15 protein-coding genes and 1 pseudogene are annotated in these 19430 nt (G+C 71.3%); 9 read left to right on the forward strand and 7 right to left on the reverse strand.

The window, feature by feature from the left end:
* The 5 genes from QL987_RS12225 to QL987_RS12245 form a co-directional block, all read right to left on the reverse strand.
* Positions 1–902 (reverse strand): glycosyltransferase (locus tag QL987_RS12225; protein WP_290157874.1); only part of this gene is annotated, 902 nt, incomplete at its 3' end.
* A 22-nt stretch (positions 903–924) separates the two neighbouring features.
* Positions 925–1080: a hypothetical protein gene (locus tag QL987_RS12230; protein ID WP_221850024.1), complete on the reverse strand. Its 156-nt coding sequence runs from the start codon at positions 1078–1080 to the stop codon at positions 925–927.
* A 105-nt stretch (positions 1081–1185) separates the two neighbouring features.
* Entirely contained in the window at positions 1186–3765 is a 2580-nt protein-coding gene (locus QL987_RS12235) for a glycosyltransferase family 2 protein (RefSeq protein ID WP_290157875.1), read from the reverse strand.
* On the reverse strand, positions 3765–5204 hold the full coding sequence (locus QL987_RS12240; RefSeq protein WP_290157876.1) for a glycosyltransferase: 1440 nt from the start codon (positions 5202–5204) through the stop codon (positions 3765–3767). The genes QL987_RS12235 and QL987_RS12240 overlap by 1 nt, the downstream gene beginning before the upstream one ends.
* Entirely contained in the window at positions 5201–6571 is a 1371-nt protein-coding gene (locus QL987_RS12245) for a hypothetical protein (RefSeq protein ID WP_290157877.1), read from the reverse strand. Before QL987_RS12245 ends, QL987_RS12240 begins: the two co-directional genes overlap by 4 nt.
* Before the next feature lie 79 nt (positions 6572–6650).
* On the opposite strand from QL987_RS12245, the gene hisD reads away from it, so the two are divergent.
* The 3 genes from hisD to QL987_RS12260 are packed head-to-tail and all read left to right on the forward strand — an operon-like array spanning position 6651 to position 9526.
* Positions 6651–7958, forward strand: a complete 1308-nt coding sequence (gene hisD, locus QL987_RS12250) for a histidinol dehydrogenase (RefSeq protein WP_290157878.1) — start codon at positions 6651–6653, stop codon at positions 7956–7958.
* A gap of 12 nt (positions 7959–7970) precedes the next feature.
* Positions 7971–8462 carry a transcriptional regulator NrdR gene (gene nrdR, locus QL987_RS12255; protein ID WP_290157879.1) on the forward strand — a complete coding sequence of 164 codons (492 nt, stop codon included), beginning with the start codon at positions 7971–7973 and terminating at the stop codon, positions 8460–8462.
* On the forward strand, positions 8459–9526 hold the full coding sequence (locus QL987_RS12260) for a quinone-dependent dihydroorotate dehydrogenase (protein ID WP_290157880.1): 1068 nt from the start codon (positions 8459–8461) through the stop codon (positions 9524–9526). The genes nrdR and QL987_RS12260 overlap by 4 nt, the downstream gene beginning before the upstream one ends.
* 273 nt (positions 9527–9799) lie before the next feature.
* On the opposite strand, the gene QL987_RS12265 is transcribed toward QL987_RS12260, so the two are convergent.
* A complete protein-coding gene (locus QL987_RS12265) occupies positions 9800–10375 on the reverse strand; it encodes a DUF3043 domain-containing protein (RefSeq protein WP_111076127.1) in 576 nt (191 codons plus the stop codon).
* A gap of 51 nt (positions 10376–10426) precedes the next feature.
* Between QL987_RS12265 and QL987_RS12270 the strand changes: the two genes are divergently transcribed.
* From QL987_RS12270 to QL987_RS12295, 6 genes are all read left to right on the forward strand, one after another.
* Positions 10427–11905: a dipeptidase gene (locus QL987_RS12270; protein WP_290157881.1), complete on the forward strand. Its 1479-nt coding sequence runs from the start codon at positions 10427–10429 to the stop codon at positions 11903–11905.
* Between the two features lie 118 nt (positions 11906–12023).
* The gene (locus QL987_RS12275; RefSeq protein WP_221850016.1) at positions 12024–12392 is read left to right on the forward strand and encodes an iron-sulfur cluster assembly accessory protein; all 369 of its coding nucleotides are present in this window, start codon (positions 12024–12026) and stop codon (positions 12390–12392) included.
* Between the two features lie 370 nt (positions 12393–12762).
* Entirely contained in the window at positions 12763–13665 is a 903-nt protein-coding gene (gene coxB / locus QL987_RS12280; protein ID WP_111076124.1) for a cytochrome c oxidase subunit II, read from the forward strand.
* A gap of 12 nt (positions 13666–13677) precedes the next feature.
* The gene (gene ctaD / locus QL987_RS12285; protein ID WP_181439353.1) at positions 13678–15417 is read left to right on the forward strand and encodes a cytochrome c oxidase subunit I; all 1740 of its coding nucleotides are present in this window, start codon (positions 13678–13680) and stop codon (positions 15415–15417) included.
* 5 nt (positions 15418–15422) lie between these two features.
* On the forward strand, positions 15423–15839 hold the full coding sequence (locus QL987_RS12290) for a cytochrome c oxidase subunit 4 (protein ID WP_110903122.1): 417 nt from the start codon (positions 15423–15425) through the stop codon (positions 15837–15839).
* A 210-nt stretch (positions 15840–16049) separates the two neighbouring features.
* Positions 16050–17423, forward strand: coding sequence for a glucose-6-phosphate dehydrogenase (locus QL987_RS12295; RefSeq protein WP_290157882.1), 1374 nt, complete (start codon positions 16050–16052; stop codon positions 17421–17423).
* 93 nt (positions 17424–17516) lie between these two features.
* On the opposite strand, the pseudogene QL987_RS12300 reads toward QL987_RS12295, so the two are convergent.
* Positions 17517–19391, reverse strand: a pseudogene (locus QL987_RS12300) (glycoside hydrolase family 15 protein); the annotation flags it as partial.
* Positions 19392–19430: the final 39 nt, after the last annotated feature.

Consider the following 19430-nt stretch of genomic DNA (forward strand, 5'->3'; position numbering starts at 1 on the left):
CACCGGATCCACGCTTCGTCCCCGAACTCCGCCCGCAGGTGCGCCTCGTCCGGCAGCACGGCGGGCACACCGAACGACGCGGCCAGGTGCAGGCTGCCCGAGTTGAGGACGCGCCGGTAGGGGAACACCGCGGTGTCGGCGGCGCGGAACCACCGCTGCACGTCGACGTCGTCGACGTGGTCGTGCTCGCGGACGGCGCGGAGGTCGTCGCCGAGCAGCCGGTCGATCTCGGCGCGGTCGTCCTCCGACGTGCGGCCGGCGAGCAGCAGCACGGGCCGCTGGTCGGCGGGCAGGCGTCGGACGGCGTCGACGAGCACGTCGAGACCCTTGTAGGGCCGCATCTGCCCGAACGCCAGGACGGCGTGGTCGTCGGCTCCGAGGCCGAAGGACGCGCGCGCGTCGTCCCGCGTCATCGACCCCGGGTAGACGCCCTGGTAGCTCGGGTGCGGGATGTGCACGACGCGGGCCGGGTCGATCGCGTAGTGCGGTGCCACCGCAGCGACGGTCGCGGCGTTCATCACGTGCACGGCGTCCGCGACCTCGGCCAGGTACCGGTTCAGCTCGACTTCGAGCTCCAGGTGTCGGGCGTCGTGCGGCAGGATGTTGTGGACGGTCCAGACCAGCGCCGCGCCACGTCCGCGTGCCGCGTCGACGGCGGTCCGGAATCGGTCCAGCCGGGTCCGTGCCGTGTCGAGGTCGTCGTCGGTGCGCTGGACGATCGGTGCGGTCCAGTGCATGTGGAAGACGTCGCCGGTCCCGAGACGGCCGAGGTGCTGCTCGAGCACCTCGAGCCGCAGGCTCTCGAGGACGTGCCACCCTCGCGCGCGCGGCGCGAGCAGCATGAGGTTCAGGTAGGGGTTGTCGCGGTAGGCGGGGAACACCGCGAGCTGGCGATCGGGCACCGCCCGATCCTACGGGGGACGGTCAGTCGAGCGTGGCGACGATGTGTTCGGCTTCGTGGAGGACCGAGCAGAACGCCAGTCCGTCGAGGCCGAGCGCGTCGCGCTTGCTGATGACCGCACCGCAGACGACGCACTGGGTCGTGGAGTGCGACCGGATCACATCGGAGAGGAGCGACATGGACTGATCATGCGCGCGGCAGGTGAACGGGAGGCATCGCTCACCTCGGAACGTGGTGAACGTCCGACAAGCCCACGTTCAGGTGACAGCGGTCGGACGGTCCACTCAGACCGCCGACAAGACCCCGTCCACGCCCTCCGAGGCCGACACGACGACCGCGAAGTCCCCGTCCGCCACATGCTGCCCCGCCGCGAGCCACACGACGTTCCGGGCCCCCGGCTGCGGCACGAACGACGACCGACCAGGAGCCGCACCGCCCCCGCTGACCAGCACCGTCACGTCGTCCAGCCCGCTCGACCCTCGGTACCAGGACGTCGGCATGTCGACCTGCACGGCGTGCCCCGCGCCCTCGAGCGCCGCCACGAGGGCGGTCACGTCGGCGGTCCGGCTCCCGTCGTGCTTCACCGCGACCCGGAGGCCCGTGGCACCCGGCGCACCGACCACGACCGGCCGCGACGAGCGCACCATCACGGCGTGCCCCTTCGGCAGCCCCGGCTCGACGCCGAGGTACCGCAGACCGGCGTCCTCGTACCGCGCCGCCGCGTCGGCCGCCGGCCAGCGTCCGCGCCACCGCTCGTCGAACACGCGGCGGTTCTCGATCCGTGCGTCGTCGCGGCCGGGGGTCCGGCTCTCGTGGTGGACGACGACGGAGGCCGGTTCGACGACGAACGCCGCACCCGGTTCCGCCGCGGCGAGGGCACGGAGACACAGGTCCACGTCCTCCAGCCCGTTCGCGTACACCGGGTCGAAGCCGTGCCAGCGGATCAGGTCCTCGGCCCGGAACGCCGCGACGGCTGCGGTGATCGCCGCGAACCGCCGCGAGGCCGTGGTCCGGAACGCACGGTCCGCGTCGTACCGCGGGTGGTCACCGAGGAAGTGCCACGGCAGCACCTTGTCGCCACCGGACACGGTGCCGGCGGCCTGGACGACCCCGTCCGGGTAGACGAGGAGCGGTTGGACGCCGAGGACGGTCGGGTCCTCGAGTGCGGCGACGAGGGGCCGGAGCCAGCCGGACGTCACCTCGGTGTCGTTGTTGAGCATCACGACGGTCGCGCCGGTGCTGCGGGCGAGCCCGAGGTCACTGCCGAGCGCGAAGTTCCGGTTGCGGTCCTCCCGCTGCAGCACCACACGCGGGTCGCCGCGGAACCAGGCGTCGAGCACGGCGGACACCGAGCGGGGGGAGCCGTTGTCGACGACCACCACCTCGACGTCGTCGCCGTCGTGGTCCGCGGCGCCGAGCACGGTGTCGACGGCGCGGCGGGTCATCGTCCAGTCGCGGAACACCGGCATCACGATCGACACCCGGCCACGGACCCGGTCGGGTGCGGCGGCGGCGAGGGCGTCCCAGTCGATGCGGTGCCGGGCGAGCGCGACCTCCTGCCAGGAGGCCGGCTGCCCCGACGACAGGCGGCGGGGGTCACGGACGTTGTCGTAGTCCACGCCGATCACCGGGACGTACTCGGGGACGGCCGCGTGCTCGGCGATGCGGAGCAGCCACTCCCAGTCGATCCAGCGCCGCAGGTCCTCGGCGAACGGCCCGACGGCGTCGGCGACGTCACGACGGACGACCAGCGCGTTGAGGTCGATGAAGTTGCCGGCGAGCAGGTCCTCGGCGGTGCCGTCCTCGCCCCGGAACGTCTCGACCGGTGCGGTGGCGTCGTCGGCGTTGTTCGCCCCGACCATCCGGAGGCCGGTGTGCACGCCGGGCGCGTCACCGTCGAGCAGGGCGGCGAGGGCTGCGCTGAGGTGCTGCGGCCGCCAGGTGTTGTCGGCGTCCAGGAAGGCGATGAACGCTCCCGTGGCGGCGGCCAGACCGGTGTTGCGTGCCGCAGCGGCGCCGCCGTTCTCCCGCTCCAGCAGCCGGATGCGCGCGTCGCCACGGGCACGGGCGCGCACGACGTCGACGGTGTCGTCACCCGAACCGTCGTCGACGACCAGGAGCTCCCAGACGCCGTGCTCCTGGGCGAGGACCGAGTCGATCGCCGCTCCGACGACGTCGGCGCGTCGGTGGACCGGCAGCACGATCGAGACGAGCGGCTGCTCGGCGTCGCGGCGGTCGTTCCCGCGCGGGTAGCGGGCGGCCAGGTCGAGCGTTTCCGGCCCGTCCCAGGTCGACCGGTAGCGTCGCCGGGTCCGGTGCTGCGCGGCGGCGAACTCCCGCGCACCCTGCAGGGCTGCGGCGCGTGCGGCTCCCCAGGTCGGGGTCGGTCCGCGACGGCCGGGAGGCACGGGGAGCGCCGTCGCGTCGGTCGCGTCCCGCAGGAAGCGGCGGAGCGCCTCCAACGTCGACGCCGGACGGTCGGCCGCCGGCACCGAGGCGGCGTACACGCCGGCATCGAAGAGCGGCCCGGTCTGGAAGAGCTCCGGCCCCTCCTGGTGCAGGGCGTCGTACCAGGACATCGCCGGCACGGGCTGGTGCTCGCGCATCCACTCGTGCTCGACGAGCGGACTGAGCGACAGGCCGCGCTGCCCGTCGTTGTGGACGTAGAACGCGATCGCCTCGTCGTCGGAGGCGAAGGCCCGGCCGGTCTGCGCCTCGAGGTACTCGCGGTCGAGCACACCGAACTCGGCGATGCGTCGGGCCCAGCGGTCGAGCCGGTCGGTGACGGTCAGCGGCTTCTCGGGCCCACGCAGCTGCCGGGCGAACCGCCGGGCGACCCGTCCGATGCCCCCTCGGTCGGCCATCAGCGGCGACCCGGCAGACGCGCGGCGACCTTGGCGATCGCCTGACCGGTGCGGAACGACCGGCTGCCGCGCAGCTCGTCGAGTTCACGGCGCAGGCGTGCGACCTCGTCGGAGGCACGGTCCGCAGCGACGTCGGCGGCGGTGACGTCGAGGGGCAGCAGGGCCGCCCACCGTTCCTCGAGCGCTGCCGACCGGTCCGCCAGCGGCGCGGCGACCCGGGCATCGACACCCGCTCGCGCCGCGGCGAGCCCACCGGGCGCGACGACCTCGGCGAAGCGGTCGACGACGGCCGCGACGGTGTCGGCTCCGGTCCGGTGGGCACGCGAGGACCAGGGCACCGCCGGGGGAGCGGACCGCACGACCACCAGGTGCAGGGCGCGCCGGTTCGCCACGACGACCTCGGCGGGCGTCGGGTCCACGAGCACGGCGACGGTCACCAGGTCGTCGGGCGAGGCGTCCTCGGTCGCGACGGTCCACGCGGCCGGAGCCGACGTACCGGCGGGGAGCCGGGCCTCCAGGGCGAAGCCGTCCGCGAAGGCCGCGTCGACCTCGGCGACCAGGGCACCCGGGTCGGCGACGTGCCGGAGGTCCACCGCGAGACGCGGGGCCGACCCGCTCGGCACGAGTGCGTCGGCGAACCGCTCGGTCGCGGTCATCCCGTGACGCTGGTACGCGGCCACCGCGTCCGGCAGGAACGGGTACCGCCGTTCCAACTCACGCTGGTGGGCGGCACGCAGGGCGGTGCGGTTGCCGGAGAAGCTCTTGCCGCCCGCGTGCAGGACGAGCGCCCCGTTCGCGATCTTCGCCAGCCACCCGTGCTCGGCGATGCGCAGGCAGTAGTCGTTCTCCTCGCCGTACCCGGGGGCGAAGGCCTCGTCGAAGAGCCCGTGCTCGGTGACCAGCTCGCGACGGGTCAGGAAGCAGAACCCCATCGCGACCGGCATCACCTGCGACACCGGCAACAGCGGGGCCAGCGCACCCCAGACCGTGCGCGTGCGGGCCTCGGTACGGGCAGCGCCACGGTTCGTCAGACGGTAGGGGATGCTCGCGATCGTCGCGTTGTCACTCCGGGCCGTGACCACCCCCGTGTGCTCCTCGTCGAGGACCGCGAGCATGGCGTCGAGGAACCCCGCGGTCGGCACCGCGTCGCTGTTGAGCAGCAGGACCGCGTCACCACCCGTGTCGAGCTCCGTCACCGCACGGTTGCACGTGCCGACGAAGCCCAGGTTGTGGTCGTTGCGCTCGTACCGGAACCCGGGGCGCTCGCCGATGCGGTCCAGCAGGGCGCGTTCGATGGCGTCCGCGTCGGGACCGCAGTCGTTGACGAGGAGCACCCGGTGCACCGTGGTGTCGAGGTGCTCGAGCAGGCCGTCCACGCAGCGCAGCAGCGACTCGAGGTCGCCGTACACGGGGACGACGACGAGGGTGGTGCGGGTCATCGGTCCTGTTCCTTGGTGTCGAGTGCGGCGCCGAGAGCGTCGACGGCGGCGTCGAGCGGGCCGCCGAGGGCGCCGTCGGCGAGCGGGACGAACCCGGTGGGGCCCTCCGCGGCGGCGCGCCGGACGGCGTCGGCCACGGCGAGCCCGAGCGAGCGGGCATCGGTGGGCACGGCCTGGAGGTTCGGGTGCAGTCCGGCGCGTGTGCCCCGGAACTCGTTGGTCACGACCCGTGCCCCGGAGATCGCGCCGTCGAAGGGCGGGTGGCTCGGGTGCGGACTGTGCTGCAGCGACAGCACCACGCCGGTGGAGGCGATGAAGCGGAAGTAGTCGTCCCACGGCATCGTGCCGTGCGACACGAGCTTGACGGCGCCGACACCGCCGTCGAGCTCGACGTCCGCGTGCTGCTCGCCGGCGGAGTGGAAATCGACGCGGAGGCCGTCCTCGGCGAGCTCCTGGACGGCGATCCGCAGTGCGGCGACGCCGAGGCGGAAGAGGTTGCGGTGCTTGCTCGGCCGACCGTAGAAGAGGACGCGGACGACCCCGCCGTCCTCGGCCACCGGACGACGCGCGGCCGCGACCCGTTCGAGCAGGTCGACGTCCAGGTGCGGGGCGAACGTGGCGGTCGGGGACACATCGATGCCCTCGACGTCCGCCAGGTAGCGACGCAGGGGCTCGGAGTTCACGAGCATCCGGAAGCCGGCGCGGTAGGTCGAGGCAGCCACGGCGTAGTCCGTCGACCAGGCGCTGAAGCCCGGTTCGTAGTCCTGCACGAGGTACACGACGCGCTCGCGGTCGACGACGCCGGCGGTCGCGGCGACGTCGAGCGGGTGTGCCGTCTTCCAGTGCGTCGCCAGCCAGGTGTCCTGCGTCCCGAAAACGGTGTCCAGGACGTCCTCGCGGCGGACCACGCGCACGCCCGGGCGACCGTCGACCCGGGTCTCGGGGAACCGGTCGGCGACGAGGGCCTCGGCCGCCGCCGCGCTGTTGCCGGGCGTCGTCCAGCGGACCATGACGACCCGGACCCGTCGTCCCAGGCGGTCCCCGAGCGCGATCGCGACGGCGAGGGCGGTCTGCACGCCCGCGAAGGCGGCACCGTCCCGCAACTCGTCGACGACGAGCACGACCTCGGGCTCCCTGTCCGCGGTGCGGATGCCGGCCAGGGCCAGGCTCGTCTCGACCAGGCCCTCGTACGGCCGTGCCGCGCGTGGCGCACGGTCGCGCTCCCGGCGCGCGACACCGACGTCCACCCGGGAGGCGGTCCGTCCGAGCCGCTCCCGGACGTCGTTGCGGTAGTGGCCGTCACGGGCGTAGCGCTCGTTCACACGGACGAGGTCGGCGACCAGCCGACGAGCCTTCTCGAAGTTCATCGATGCTCACGTTACCGGGAGGGCCGCCGACCCGGCGGACCGGCCCCGTCCGGGCACGATCGCTAGACTCAGAGCCCTCATGATGCAGCGAATCGACCTCCGTGGCGGGCTCCCCGGCCGTGCCGAACTCCTCCGACTCATGCCGCGTGCCGAGGGCGACGTCGGGCATGCGGTGGACGCCGCCCGGGTGCTCGTCGACGACGTCCGCGACCGTGGTGCCGAGGCGCTCCGCGAGCAGGCCGAACGGTTCGACGGGGGAGCGCCGGAGCACGTCCGGGTGCCCGCTGCCGAGATCGACGCCGCCGTCGCCGGCCTCACGCCCGAGCTCCGCGCCGCGCTCGACGAGGCGATCCGCCGCGTCCGTGCCGCGAGCGCCGCGCAGGTGCCGTCGCCGTCCGTGACCACGCTCGCCGACGGCGCCGAGGTCCACCAGCGGTGGCAGCCGATGCGCCGCGTCGGGCTCTACGTGCCCGGCGGCAAGGCCGTGTACCCGTCGAGCGTCGTCATGAACGTCGTCCCCGCGCAGGTCGCCGGCGTCGGGTCGATCGCCCTCGTGTCCCCGCCGCAGCGCGACCACGGCGGCGCGGTCCACCCGACGATCCTCGCCGCGGCCGGGCTCCTCGGCGTGCAGGAGGTCTACGCGATGGGCGGTGCCGGCGCGGTCGGTGCCCTGGCCCACGGTGTGGCGGAGATCGGCCTCGAGCCCGTCGACCTGGTCACCGGTCCGGGCAACAACTACGTCGCCGCCGCCAAGCGCCTGGTGCGCGGCATCGTCGGCATCGACTCCGAAGCGGGTGCCTCGGAGATCCTCGTGATCGCCGACGACACCGCCGACGCCGGCAACGTCGCGGCCGACCTCATCAGCCAGGCCGAGCACGACGAGCAGGCCGGCAGTGTCCTCGTCACCACGTCCGAGGCGTTCGCCGATGCGGTGGAGTCCGCGATCCCGGAACGGACGGCGGTGCTCGGGACGGCTGCGCGCCTCCAGACCGCCCTGGACGGGCCGCAGTCCGCGATCGTCCTGGTGGACTCGCTGACCGACGCCGCGACCGTCAGCAACGCCTACGGGCCGGAGCACCTCGAGATCCAGACGATCGACGACGACGCGGTGCTCGCCGACATCGACGCTGCGGGTGCGGTGTTCGTCGGTCCGAGCACGCCGGTCAGCCTGGGGGACTACCTCGCGGGGTCGAACCACGTCCTGCCGACCGGCGGCCAGGCCCGGTTCGGGTCCGGGCTCTCCGCGTCGACGTTCCTCCGCCCGCAGCAGGTGATCCGCTACACCGCGGCCGCCCTGGCCGAGGTCGCCCCGCACATCGTCGCGCTCTCCACGGAAGAGCAGCTGCCGGCGCACGGGGCCGCCGTGTCCGAGCGCACGAACCGCTAGCCTGAGAGCGCCATGTTCTGCCCCTTCTGCCGCCACCCGGACTCCCGTGTCGTCGACTCCCGGACGAGCGACGACGGAACCTCCATCCGCCGACGCCGCCAGTGCCCGAACTGTGGACGGCGGTTCTCGACGACCGAGACGGCGTCGTTGAACGTGGTGAAGCGCAACGGCGTCCTCGAGCCGTTCAGCCGAGAGAAGATCATCTCCGGCGTGCGGAAGGCCTGCCAGGGCCGGCCCGTCACCGACTCGGACCTGGCGGTGCTCGCGCAGCGGGTCGAGGAGATCGTCCGGTCCTCCGGCGCGAGCCAGATCGAGGCGAACGACATCGGCCTGGCGATCCTCAGCCCGCTCCGCGAACTCGACGAGGTCGCCTACCTGCGCTACGCCAGCGTCTACCAGGCCTTCGACTCACTCGAGGACTTCGAGGACGCCATCGGCCAGCTCCGCATCGACCACCACGGGGTCTCCGGCGCCGACCGGACCGCGGACGGCGCGAGCGCGTGAGCGGCGTCGAGTCCCTGGTCCGCGCCGGGTACGGAGTCGTCTTCCGGAACGTCTTCGCGAAGATGGACCCGGAGCGCGCCCACCACCTGGCGTTCACCGTGATCCGGCTCCTACCGCACCTGCCCTTCCTCGGCGGGGTCGTCGAGCGGTACGCCCGCCCCTCGGCCGAGGACGGCATCACCACGATGGGGATCCACTTCCCGTCCCGCTTCGGCCTGGCTGCCGGGTTCGACAAGGACGCCCGCGGCATCGCCGGACTCGGGGTCCTGGGCTTCGGCCACGTCGAGGTCGGCACCATCACGGCACGCGCGCAACCGGGCAACGAACGACCCCGACTGTTCCGGCTCATCGCCGACCGGGCGCTCGTCAACCGGATGGGCTTCAACAACCACGGGGCCGTCAAGGCCGCCGGGCGCCTCGAACGCGCCCGCCGGAACCCGGGCCGCCCGGTCATCGGCGTGAACATCGGCAAGAGCCGCGTCGTGTCCGTCGAGGACGCGGTCGAGGACTACCTCGAGTCCACCCGGCTGCTCGCCCCCTTCGCCGACTACCTGGCCGTCAACGTCAGCTCGCCGAACACCCCGGGTCTCCGCGGCCTGCAGGAACTCGACCAGCTCCGCCCGCTGCTCTCGGCCGTGCACGACGCCGCGGGCCGCACCCCGGTCCTGGTCAAGATCGCGCCGGACCTGACCGACGAGCAGATCGACGCCATCGCCGGACTGGCGGTCGACCTCGGGCTCGCCGGCGTCATCGCGACGAACACGACGATCGAGCGCACCGGACTGACGACGCCCGACGCCGAGGTGCAGGCGATGGGTGCCGGGGGACTCTCCGGCGCACCGCTCGGCGCCCGGTCGCTCGAGGTCCTGCGTCGTGTCCGCGCCGCCGTCCCCGCGGGGTTCTGCGTCATCGCGGTCGGCGGGGTCACGTCCGAGGCCGACGTCCAGGCGCGGATCGCCGCCGGCGCCACGCTGGTGCAGGGCTACACGGCGTTCCTCTACGAGGGACCGACCTGGGCGATGCGCATCAACCGGCTGCGGCGGAAGCGCCTGCGGCGTCGCTGAGGCCGCGCCTGGCAAGTGTCCCGACGGCGGCGCGTCGGAGGCCCGGCCCGCGGTCGGCGAGACGCCTCGTCGTGCCCGGGACACCGCGGTGTGGATGAGACGCCGCCGGATCCGGCGGCGTCGTGCGCACTCGGCGGCGTCCCGACGGGGAGGCCCGTGGCGGGGCCGACACGTTCCTCCCGTCCGGCAGGTGGGCGGCGAGACGTGGCCCACCCCGCACACACAACGAAGCGCCGCCGACCCGGAGGTCGACGGCGCTCGTGTCGGACGAGGTCAGAGAGTCGGGTGCTGCCCGCGCTTGACCTGCGGCTTCGGCAGGCGGAGGAACCGCAGCTGCCACGCCCGCGTGAGGATGTAGAGGAAGTTGCCGCGCTGGAAGTCCTGCCCGGCCGCCGTGAGCTTGCGACGCAGCATGAACCAGAGGACCGCGCAGTCGAGGACGAACAGCAGCACGAACGCCCAGACGAACAGCAGGGAGTACGAGGCGGCAGCGGTCTGTGCGGCGATGAACCCGACGAGCAGGAACAGGATGAGCACCGGCATCATGACCTCTCCCACGTTCCAGCGGGCGTCGATGGTGTTGCGGATGAACCGGCGCTGTTCACCGCGGTCCTTCGCCGGCAGGTAGCGCTCTTCGCCGTTCGCCATGCCGACGCGGGCACGCTCGCGGTCGCTGTTGAGGCGGGTCCGCGCGGCCTTCTTGTCCGCCGGGGTGTTGCCGACGATGGGACGCTTGTTGGCGGCTTCGCGTTCGCGGCGCGACGGCGTGGGGCGACCCTTGCCGTGCGCGACGAGCTCGTCGTCGGCCGGGTTCACGGTCACGTTTGTCTTGGGGGTTGCCTTCGCCACGGTCGTTCCTAACGGCGCTCTGCGTGCTGGACGTCCTCTAGATTACCGGCCATGACCGACACCGAGAAGCACGCCTCCGCAGCCGGGCCCCAGGCACCCGCGACCGACCCCGCTCTGCTGGACGCGCTGCGCGAGCACGTGCAGGGCGCGCTGCCCGCCACGATCGCCGACCTCTCCGCGCTCGTGCGCATCCCGTCGGTGTCCTGGTCGGCTTTCGACCCGGCGCACGTGCGTCGGAACGCGGAGGCCGTGGCCGAGCTGGTGCGCTCCACCGAGGTGTTCGACGAGGTCCGGATCCTGCGGTCCGCGGTCGAGGGCGACACGCCCGCCGACGCCGACACGGTCGCGCCGGGGGAGGAGACCGTCGAGCTCGGGCAGCCCGCTGTCCTGGCGGTCCGTCCGGCGCGGAACGGCAAGCCGACCGTGATGCTCTACGCGCACCACGACGTGCAGCCCCAGGGCGACGACGCCCTGTGGGAGACGCCGCCGTTCGAGCCGACACTCCGCGGTGACCGCCTGTACGGGCGCGGCGCCTCCGACGACAAGGCCGGCGTGATGACGCACGTCGCCGCGCTCCGGGCCGTGCACGCGCAGTTCGGCGACGACCTGGACGTCGGCGTCGTCCTGTTCATCGAGGGTGAGGAGGAGTTCGGCTCCCGCTCGTTCCGCACCTTCCTGCGCGAGCAGCGCGAGCACCTGGCCGCCGACGTCATCGTCGTCGCGGACAGCGACAACTGGTCGACCGAGGTCCCGGCGATCACCGTCTCCCTCCGGGGCAACACCACGTTCAAGCTCACGGTGACGACGCTCGAGCACGCCAGCCACAGCGGCATGTACGGCGGTGCGGCTCCGGACGCGATGATGCCGATGGTCCGCCTCCTGGCCTCGCTGCACGACGACGACGGCGCGGTCGCAGTGGCCGGGCTGACGGCACACGACGCCCCGGTGCCCGAACGGTCCGAGGCGGACTTCGCGACCGAGGCGGCCCTGGTCGCGGGTGCCCGCCCGGTCGGCAACGGTCCGGTCCTGTCGCGGATGTGGTTCCAGCCGTCGATCACGGTCACGGGCCTCGACGTCCCGAGCGTCGCGAACGCCTCGAACACCCTGATCCCGACGGTCGCCGCGCGGGTGTCGGTCCGGGTCGCCCCGGGGCAGGCCGCGACGGACGCCTTCGCCGCGGTGGAGGCACACCTGCGGCAGCACGTCCCCTTCGGTGCGCGCATGGAGATCACCGAGGTCGACGCGGGCGACGGCTTCCTGGTCGACGCCACCGGCTGGGCCGTCCAGGAGGCCCGCACGGCGATGTCCGAGGGCTGGGGTGCCGACCCCGTGGAGCAGGGCATCGGCGGCTCGATCCCCTTCGTGTCGGACCTGGCCGCCGAGTTCCCCGAGGCGCAGATCCTGGTCACCGGCGTCGAGGACCCCGACACGCGGGCGCACAGCCCGAACGAGTCCCAGCACCTGGGCGTGCTGCACCGCGCGATCGTCTCGGAGGCGATCCTCCTGGCGCGTCTGCAGGGCCGGGCGTGACGGTCGTCCTCCGGGGCCCGTCCTCCACAGGTCCTGGATCCGGACCCCGTCGGTCGGTGCTCGTGCTTAGAATCGACGCGACGGCCGGTGAACGACACCGCCAGCAAGGGAGACGTCGATGAGCGACACCATCACGACCGAAGCAGCGACCGATGCCGAGTCGCACGGTGTGCTGCTGAGCGACGCGGCCTCGGCGAAGGTCGCCAGCCTGCTCGAGCAGGAAGGGCGCGACGACCTGCGCCTCCGCCTCGCCGTCCAGCCCGGCGGGTGCTCGGGCCTCATCTACCAGCTCTACTTCGACGAGCGTCTGCTCGACGGTGACGCCACGGCCGAGTTCGACGGGGTCGAGGTCGTCGTCGACAAGATGAGCGTGCCGTACCTCGACGGCGCCACGATCGACTTCGAGGACACGATCCAGAAGCAGGGCTTCACGATCGACAACCCGAACGCGCAGGGCTCCTGCGCGTGTGGCGACAGCTTCCACTGAGCGCCCGACCAACCGCTCGCCGGTCCTCCGCACACGCGGGGGAGTGGCGACACGCGAACGGGGAGTGACCGACATGGTCACTCCCCGTTCGCGTTCCCGCTCCCCGATCCCGACGCAGATCGTCGTTGACGTCCTCGAGGACGCGGATGACCAGGGGAAACCGCCGCTCGCGGTGCCGTTTCCGTCCACAACGCGTGTCGGTTGTGCGCTCGGTGTCGATGGCTGCGAGTAGGCTAGGAGTGTTCCAACCAAGCTGGGAGTCACCCACGCGTCAGCCCCACGGCTGACCTCGGTGCTCGTCGACGGGGTCACCGTCGGCGCCGGTCGCACGACGACCGGTTCCCGGGCCACGTCTTTCCGAGAGGTAACAGTGCGTTCGAATCGCCGTATACGTTGGGCGGCCGTGCCGGTGGCCGTCGGTCTGGTCATCGCACTGGCTGGCTGCACGCAGCAGCAGATGAACGGATGGCTCCCGGGCACGGAGCAGACGAAGGACGTCACCAACCACACGAGCCGCATCGTCGGCCTGTGGACGACGAGCTGGATCGTGCTGCTCGCCGTGGGTCTGATCGTCTGGGGCCTGATCATCTGGGCCGCGATCGTCTACCGCCGCCGGAAGGGCCAGACCGGCCTGCCCGTGCAGATGCGGTACAACATGCCGCTCGAGATCTTCTACACGATCGTGCCGCTGATCCTCGTCCTCGGCTTCTTCGCCTTCACCGCGAAGGACCAGGAAGCGATCGAGAAGCCGTTCGCACAGCCCGATGCCACCGTGCACGTCTACGGCAAGCGCTGGGGCTGGGACTTCAACTACATCGACAAGAGCAACCCGAAGGAAAGCGTCTACTACCAGGGCATCCAGGCCCAGGAAGAAGAGAACGGTGGCGGCGCCATCGACGAGTCGCTCCTCCCGACGCTGTACCTGCCGGTGGGCAAGAAGGTCGAGATCGAGCTCAGCTCTCGCGACGTCAACCACTCCTTCTGGGTCATCGACTTCCTCTACAAGAAGGACATGCTCCCGGGCCGGACGAACTACGAGTACTTCATCCCGGAGAAGGAAGGCACCTACCAGGGCAAGTGCGCCGAGCTCTGCGGTGAGTACCACTCCCTCATGCTCTTCCAGGTGAAGGTCGTGTCGCAGGCGAAGTACGACGACTACCTCGCGTCCCTCAAGGACCAGGGCAAGGTCGGTCTGCTCGGCAACGAGTACGACACCAACACGAACCAGCCGAACAACGAGACGCCTGCCGAGGCGTCCAGCGAGAAGAAGTAAGGGCGCGTCTCAATGACAACGTCATTCGTCGGCCAGGCGACAACCAGGCCTTCGACGCCGGACTTCCAGGCATCGAGGGTCGGTCGCAAGGGCAACATCATCGTCCGGTGGGCGACCTCCACCGACCACAAGACGATCGGGTACATGTACCTGATCACCTCGTTCCTCTACTTCCTGCTCGCCGGCATCATGGCGCTCGTCATCCGTGCGCAGCTGTTCGAGCCGGGGCTCCAGGTCGTCGCGACCAAGGAGCAGTACAACCAGCTCTTCACGATGCACGGCACGATCATGCTGCTGATGTTCGCGACGCCGCTGTTCTCGGGCTTCGCGAACGCGATCATGCCGCTGCAGATCGGTGCACCGGACGTGGCGTTCCCGCGTCTGAACGGCCTGGCCTTCTGGATGTACTTCTTCGGCAGCGCGATCGCCGTCGGTGGCTTCCTCACCCCGCAGGGTGCGGCCTCGTTCGGGTGGTTCGCCTACGCGCCACTGAGTGACACGACGTTCACACCAGGGCTCGGCGGCACGTTGTGGGTCTTCGGGCTCGGGATGACGGGCTTCTCGACCATCCTCGGTGCGGTCAACTTCATCACCACGATCATCACGATGCGTGCCCCGGGCATGACGATGTTCCGCATGTCGATCTTCACGTGGAACGTGCTCGTCACGAGCCTCCTCGTGCTGATGGCCTTCCCGGTCCTCGCCGCCGCACTGTTCGGCCTCGGTCTCGACCGCGTGTTCGACGCACAGATCTTCAACCCGGCCAACGGCGGTGCCCTGCTCTGGCAGCACCTGTTCTGGTTCTTCGGGCACCCCGAGGTCTACATCATCGCCCTGCCGTTCTTCGGCATCGTGTCCGAGGTCTTCCCGGTGTTCAGCCGCAAGCCGATCTTCGGCTACAAGACCCTCGTCTACGCGACCATCACCATCGCGGCCCTCTCGGTCACGGTGTGGGCGCACCACATGTACGTCACCGGTGGCGTCCTCCTGCCCTGGTTCTCGCTGATGACGATGCTCATCGCGGTCCCGACCGGCGTGAAGATCTTCAACTGGGTCGGCACGATGTGGCGCGGTTCGGTCACCTTCGAGACGCCGATCCTCTGGGCCATCGGGTTCCTCGTGACCTTCACCTTCGGTGGTCTCACCGGCGTGATCCTGGCGTCGCCGCCGCTCGACTTCCACGTGTCCGACACGTACTTCGTCGTCGCGCACTTCCACTACGTGGTCTTCGGCACGGTCGTGTTCGCGATGTTCTCCGGCTTCTACTTCTGGTGGCCGAAGTTCACCGGCAAGATGCTCAACGAGCGTCTCGGCAAGATCCACTTCTGGCTGCTGTTCGTCGGCTTCCACACCACGTTCCTCATCCAGCACTGGCTGGGCGTCGTGGGCATGCCCCGTCGGTACGCGACCTACCTGCCGAACGACGGCTTCACCTGGATGAACCAGGTGTCGACGATCGGCTCGATGATCCTCGGCATCTCGTTCCTGCCGTTCATCTTCAACGTCTACGTCACCGCGCGGAACGCCCCGAAGGTGGCCGTCAACGACCCGTGGGGCTACGGCCGCTCGCTCGAGTGGGCGACCTCCTGCCCGCCGCCGCGGCACAACTTCACCTCGATCCCGCGGATCCGTTCCGAGTCCCCGGCGTTCGACCTGAACCACCCCGAGGCCGGCGTGCCGGTCGGTGTGGGTCCGGCGAAGGACGCACCTGACGCTCCGACCTACGACGCCGCGAAGGGCCAGGTGAAGTAGCAGCCATGCGCGCCAACACCAATCTGTTCTGGATCCTGTTCGTCTTCTTCGTGCTCGCGGACGCCGCCTACACGATCTGGTCGATGATCTACTACGGCTCCGTCGAGTGGGTCGGCACCCTGTCGATCGGCCTGACCGGCATCATGTCCGCCTTCATCGCCTTCTACCTGGGCCGCGTCATGTCGGCGCAGGGCGGGGTGCTGCCCGAGGACCGTCAGGACGCCAACATCGAGGACGGCGACGCCGAGCTCGGGCACTTCAGCCCGTGGTCGTGGTGGCCGCTGTTCCTCGCCGCGGCGATCGCGCTCGTGTTCCTCGGGGTCGCAGCTGGTCTCTGGATCGTGCCGATCGGCCTCGTGCTCGTCGCGATCACGCTCGTGGGCTGGGTCTACGAGTACTACCGCGGCAACTTCGGGCACTGACCCACGCCACACACGCTTCGGGCGGCACCATCTCGGTGCCGCCCGAACTGCGTCCGGGGCAGGCGGATCGCCGCCACCGGACGCGTGCATCGAACAACATCTGGAACGGTCCGGGAATCTCCCGGGCACGATGGACCTTGGCTCCTGAGGACCGCATGACCGCGGCCGCAGGTCCTGCGGACCGTCCACAAGCGAAAGGAGTCACCTCCGGTGACTGACAAGCGCACGCTCATCATCTTCGGCGCGACCGGCGACCTCGCCTCACGCCTCCTCCTGCCGGGTCTCGGGACCTTCCTGCAGAGCGGCCGCTCCGTCCCGGTCCAGCTCATCGGCACGGGCCGCAGCGCCCGCAGCGAGGAGCAGTGGAAGGACGTCGTCACGAAGTCGTTCGCGTCGCAGGACGTCGCGGGCCCGGAGGTCGACGCGACCATCGAGTCGACGAAGTTCATCCAGGGCGACCCGACCGACCCGGAGCACCTGAAGGCCCTGCTCGACGCGGCCGAGGCCGAGCCGATCCTCTACTTCGCGCTGCCGCCGCAGATCGCGTCCGACATCTGCGAGGCGCTCCAGCACGTCGAGCTGCCCGAGGGCACCACCCTGGCGTTCGAGAAGCCCTTCGGCACCGACGTCGCCAGCGCCGAGGCGCTCAACAAGACGGTCCTCGAGCTCGTCCCGGAAGAGCGCGTGCACCGCACCGACCACTTCCTCGGACGCACCACGGTCCTCAACATCATCGGTCTGCGCTTCGCGAACCGCATGTTCGAGCCGATCTGGAACGCCGACAACATCGAGAAGGTCGACGTCTTCTACGACGAGACCCTGGGCCTCGAGAACCGCGCGCAGTACTACGACGAGGCTGGCGCCCTGCTCGACATGATCCAGTCGCACCTGCTCCAGATCCTGGCGCTCGTGACGATGGACGCCCCGGCAGCGATCGACTCGGTCGAGTTCCGTTCGTCGCTGGCGCGCGTGCTCCGCTCGACGCGCCTCAAGGGCGACGACGCGACCATCGCCTCCCGCCGCGCGGTCTACACCGCCGGCACGATCGACGGCAAGGACCTGCCGTCGTACCAGCAGGAGGACGGGGTGGACCCGTCGCGCGAGACCGAGACCCTGGCCGAGATCGAGGTCGAGGTCGACACCGCCCGTTGGGCCGGCGTCCCCTTCACCCTCCGCTCCGGCAAGGCGCTCGGCGCCAGCCGCAAGGAGGTCCTCATCACCTTCAAGCCCGTGACGCGCCTGCCCTCCGGCCTGTCCGGTCGGCCGAAGGCGGACACGCTGCGCATCGTCCTCAACCCGGACGAGATCGAGCTGTCGGTCTCGGCCAACGGCGGCGGCAACCCGTTCGAGATGGGCCAGGTCACCCTGTCGTCCTCGTTCGACGACGGCGAGCTCACCCCCTACGGCGAGGTCCTCAACGGCATCTTCCACGACGACCCGCTGCTCTCCATCCGCGGCGACGTCGCGGAGCGCTGCTGGGAGATCGTCGAGCCGGTCGTGAACGCCTGGAAGTCCGGTGCGGTCCCGCTCGAGGAGTACCGCGCGGGTTCGCGCGGCCCGGCCGAGTGGGTCAGCTCGTCCTGACCGACGCGACCACCGCATGACGGGAGGCCCGGTACCAGCTGGTACCGGGCCTCCCGTCCGTCGTGGCGCACCACGTGCGTGACCGCGCCGGCGTCAGGCCGGTCCGCCGGCCCGCTCGCCGGCACCGCTGACGCTCCAGGTGCCGCCGCCGTGTTGTGCCGCCCGGGTCCGGTGCCCGGCCGCTGCCCCCTTCGCCCGTGCGATCGCGTCGGCCGCGGTGACGAGCGTCAGGTGCGAGAGCGCCTGCGGGGTGTTGCCGATGTGGTGGCCGGTCGCGACGTCGATCTCCTCGGACAGCATCCCGACGTCGTTCGCGAACCCGACGAGGACGTCCATGAGCCGTTCCGCGTCCTCGACCCGCCCCGAGCCGGCGTACTGCTCGACCAGCCAGAACGAGCAGGCCAGGAACGGGTGTTCCGCGCCGCTGAGTCCGTCGAAGCCGGAGGACGTCCGGTACCGGAGCAGCAGTCCGTCGTCGCCGACCCGCAGGTCCTGCTCGATGGCGGCCACCGTCCCGAGCATCCGCGGGTCGTCTGGTTTGCAGTAGCCGATCTGGGGGAGCACGAGCAGGCTCGCGTCGACCTCGTCGGTGTCGTAGTGCTGGCGGTACGCGCCCCGCTCGGCGTTCCAGCCGTGCTCCTCGATCTCGGCCCGGACCTGGTCGCGCAGGGTGCGCCAACGCTCCACCGGCCCCTCCAGGCCGAACTCCTCGCACGCGGCGACCCCGCGGTCGAAGGCGGCCCAGATCATCGCGCGCGAGTGGGTGAAGTGCCGTCGCGGTCCGCGCATCTCCCAGATGCCGTTGTCGGGCTCCTGCCAGTGCGCCTCGACGTGGCTGAGGAGGGCGCGCTGCAGCGACCAGGAGGCGCCGCTCTCCTCGACACCGAGTTCGCGGGCGTCGTGCAGGGCCGCCAGGACCTCGCCGAAGACGTCGCCCTGGTACTGCGTGTACGCCCCGTTGCCGACGCGGACCGGCTTCGAGTCGGCGTACCCGGCCAGGTGGTCGAGCGTGCGTTCCGGCAACTCCCGCTCGCCGGCGATGCCGTACATGATCTGCACGTCGTCGGGGTCGCCGGCGATCGCCCGGAGCAGCCAGGCCCGCCAGTGCGACGCCTCGTCGCGGTACCCGTGGGCGATGAGGGACGCGAGCGCCATCGACGCGTCACGCAGCCACACGAAGCGGTAGTCCCAGTTGCGTTCGCCGCCAGGGTCCTCCGGGAGGCTCGTGGTCGCGGCCGCCACGACGCCGCCGGTCTCGGCGTGGGTCATCGCCCGCAGGTACATCAGGGAGCTGCGGACGGCGGGGGCGTACTTCCCCTCGGCGCGGGTGCGGGAGGTCCAGTCGTGCCACCAGTCGCGGGTGTGGTGCAGGGCCGCGTCGACGTCGAACGGCTCCGGCGGTTCGCGGTGCGACGGGTACCAGGTGAGGACGGTGTCGAGCACGTCGCCGTCCGCGATCGTCGTGGTGGCGGTGTGCCGGTGGTCGTCGGCGCGGAAGCGCGGGCCCCGCACGACGACGGCGTCCGGGCCGGCGGTCGCGACGAGGACCGGCTCGTCCGCGTTGCCGAGCTGCCGGATCCAGGGCAGGACGGAGCCGTACCCGAACCGGATGCGGAGCACCTGCCGCATCTCGACCGTGCCGGTGAGGCCGCGGACCCGGCGGACGATGGTCGCGCGGTGGGCGTCGACGGGCATGAAGTCGGTGACCTCGACGACGCCGGTCGTGGTGGTCCACACGGTCGAGAGGACCAGGGAGTCGCCGTCGTGCCGGCGCACCGGGGTCGCCTCGGGGTCGGCGGGGCGGAGCGACCACTGCCCGTCGTGTTCGTCGCCGAGCAGGGACGCGAACGTCGATGCACTGTCGAACCGGGGGAGGCACGCCCAGTCGATGTCACCGTCCCGGGTGACGAGTGCGGCGGTGTGACAGTCCCCGATGAGGGCGTGGTCCTCGATGCGCTGAGCCATGCCCTGATCGAACCACCCGGAGGCTGCGGCGCACCTGCGCTG

It is taken from the genome of Curtobacterium sp. APC 4022, assembly GCF_030407555.1.
Classification (GTDB): Bacteria; Actinomycetota; Actinomycetes; order Actinomycetales; family Microbacteriaceae; genus Curtobacterium.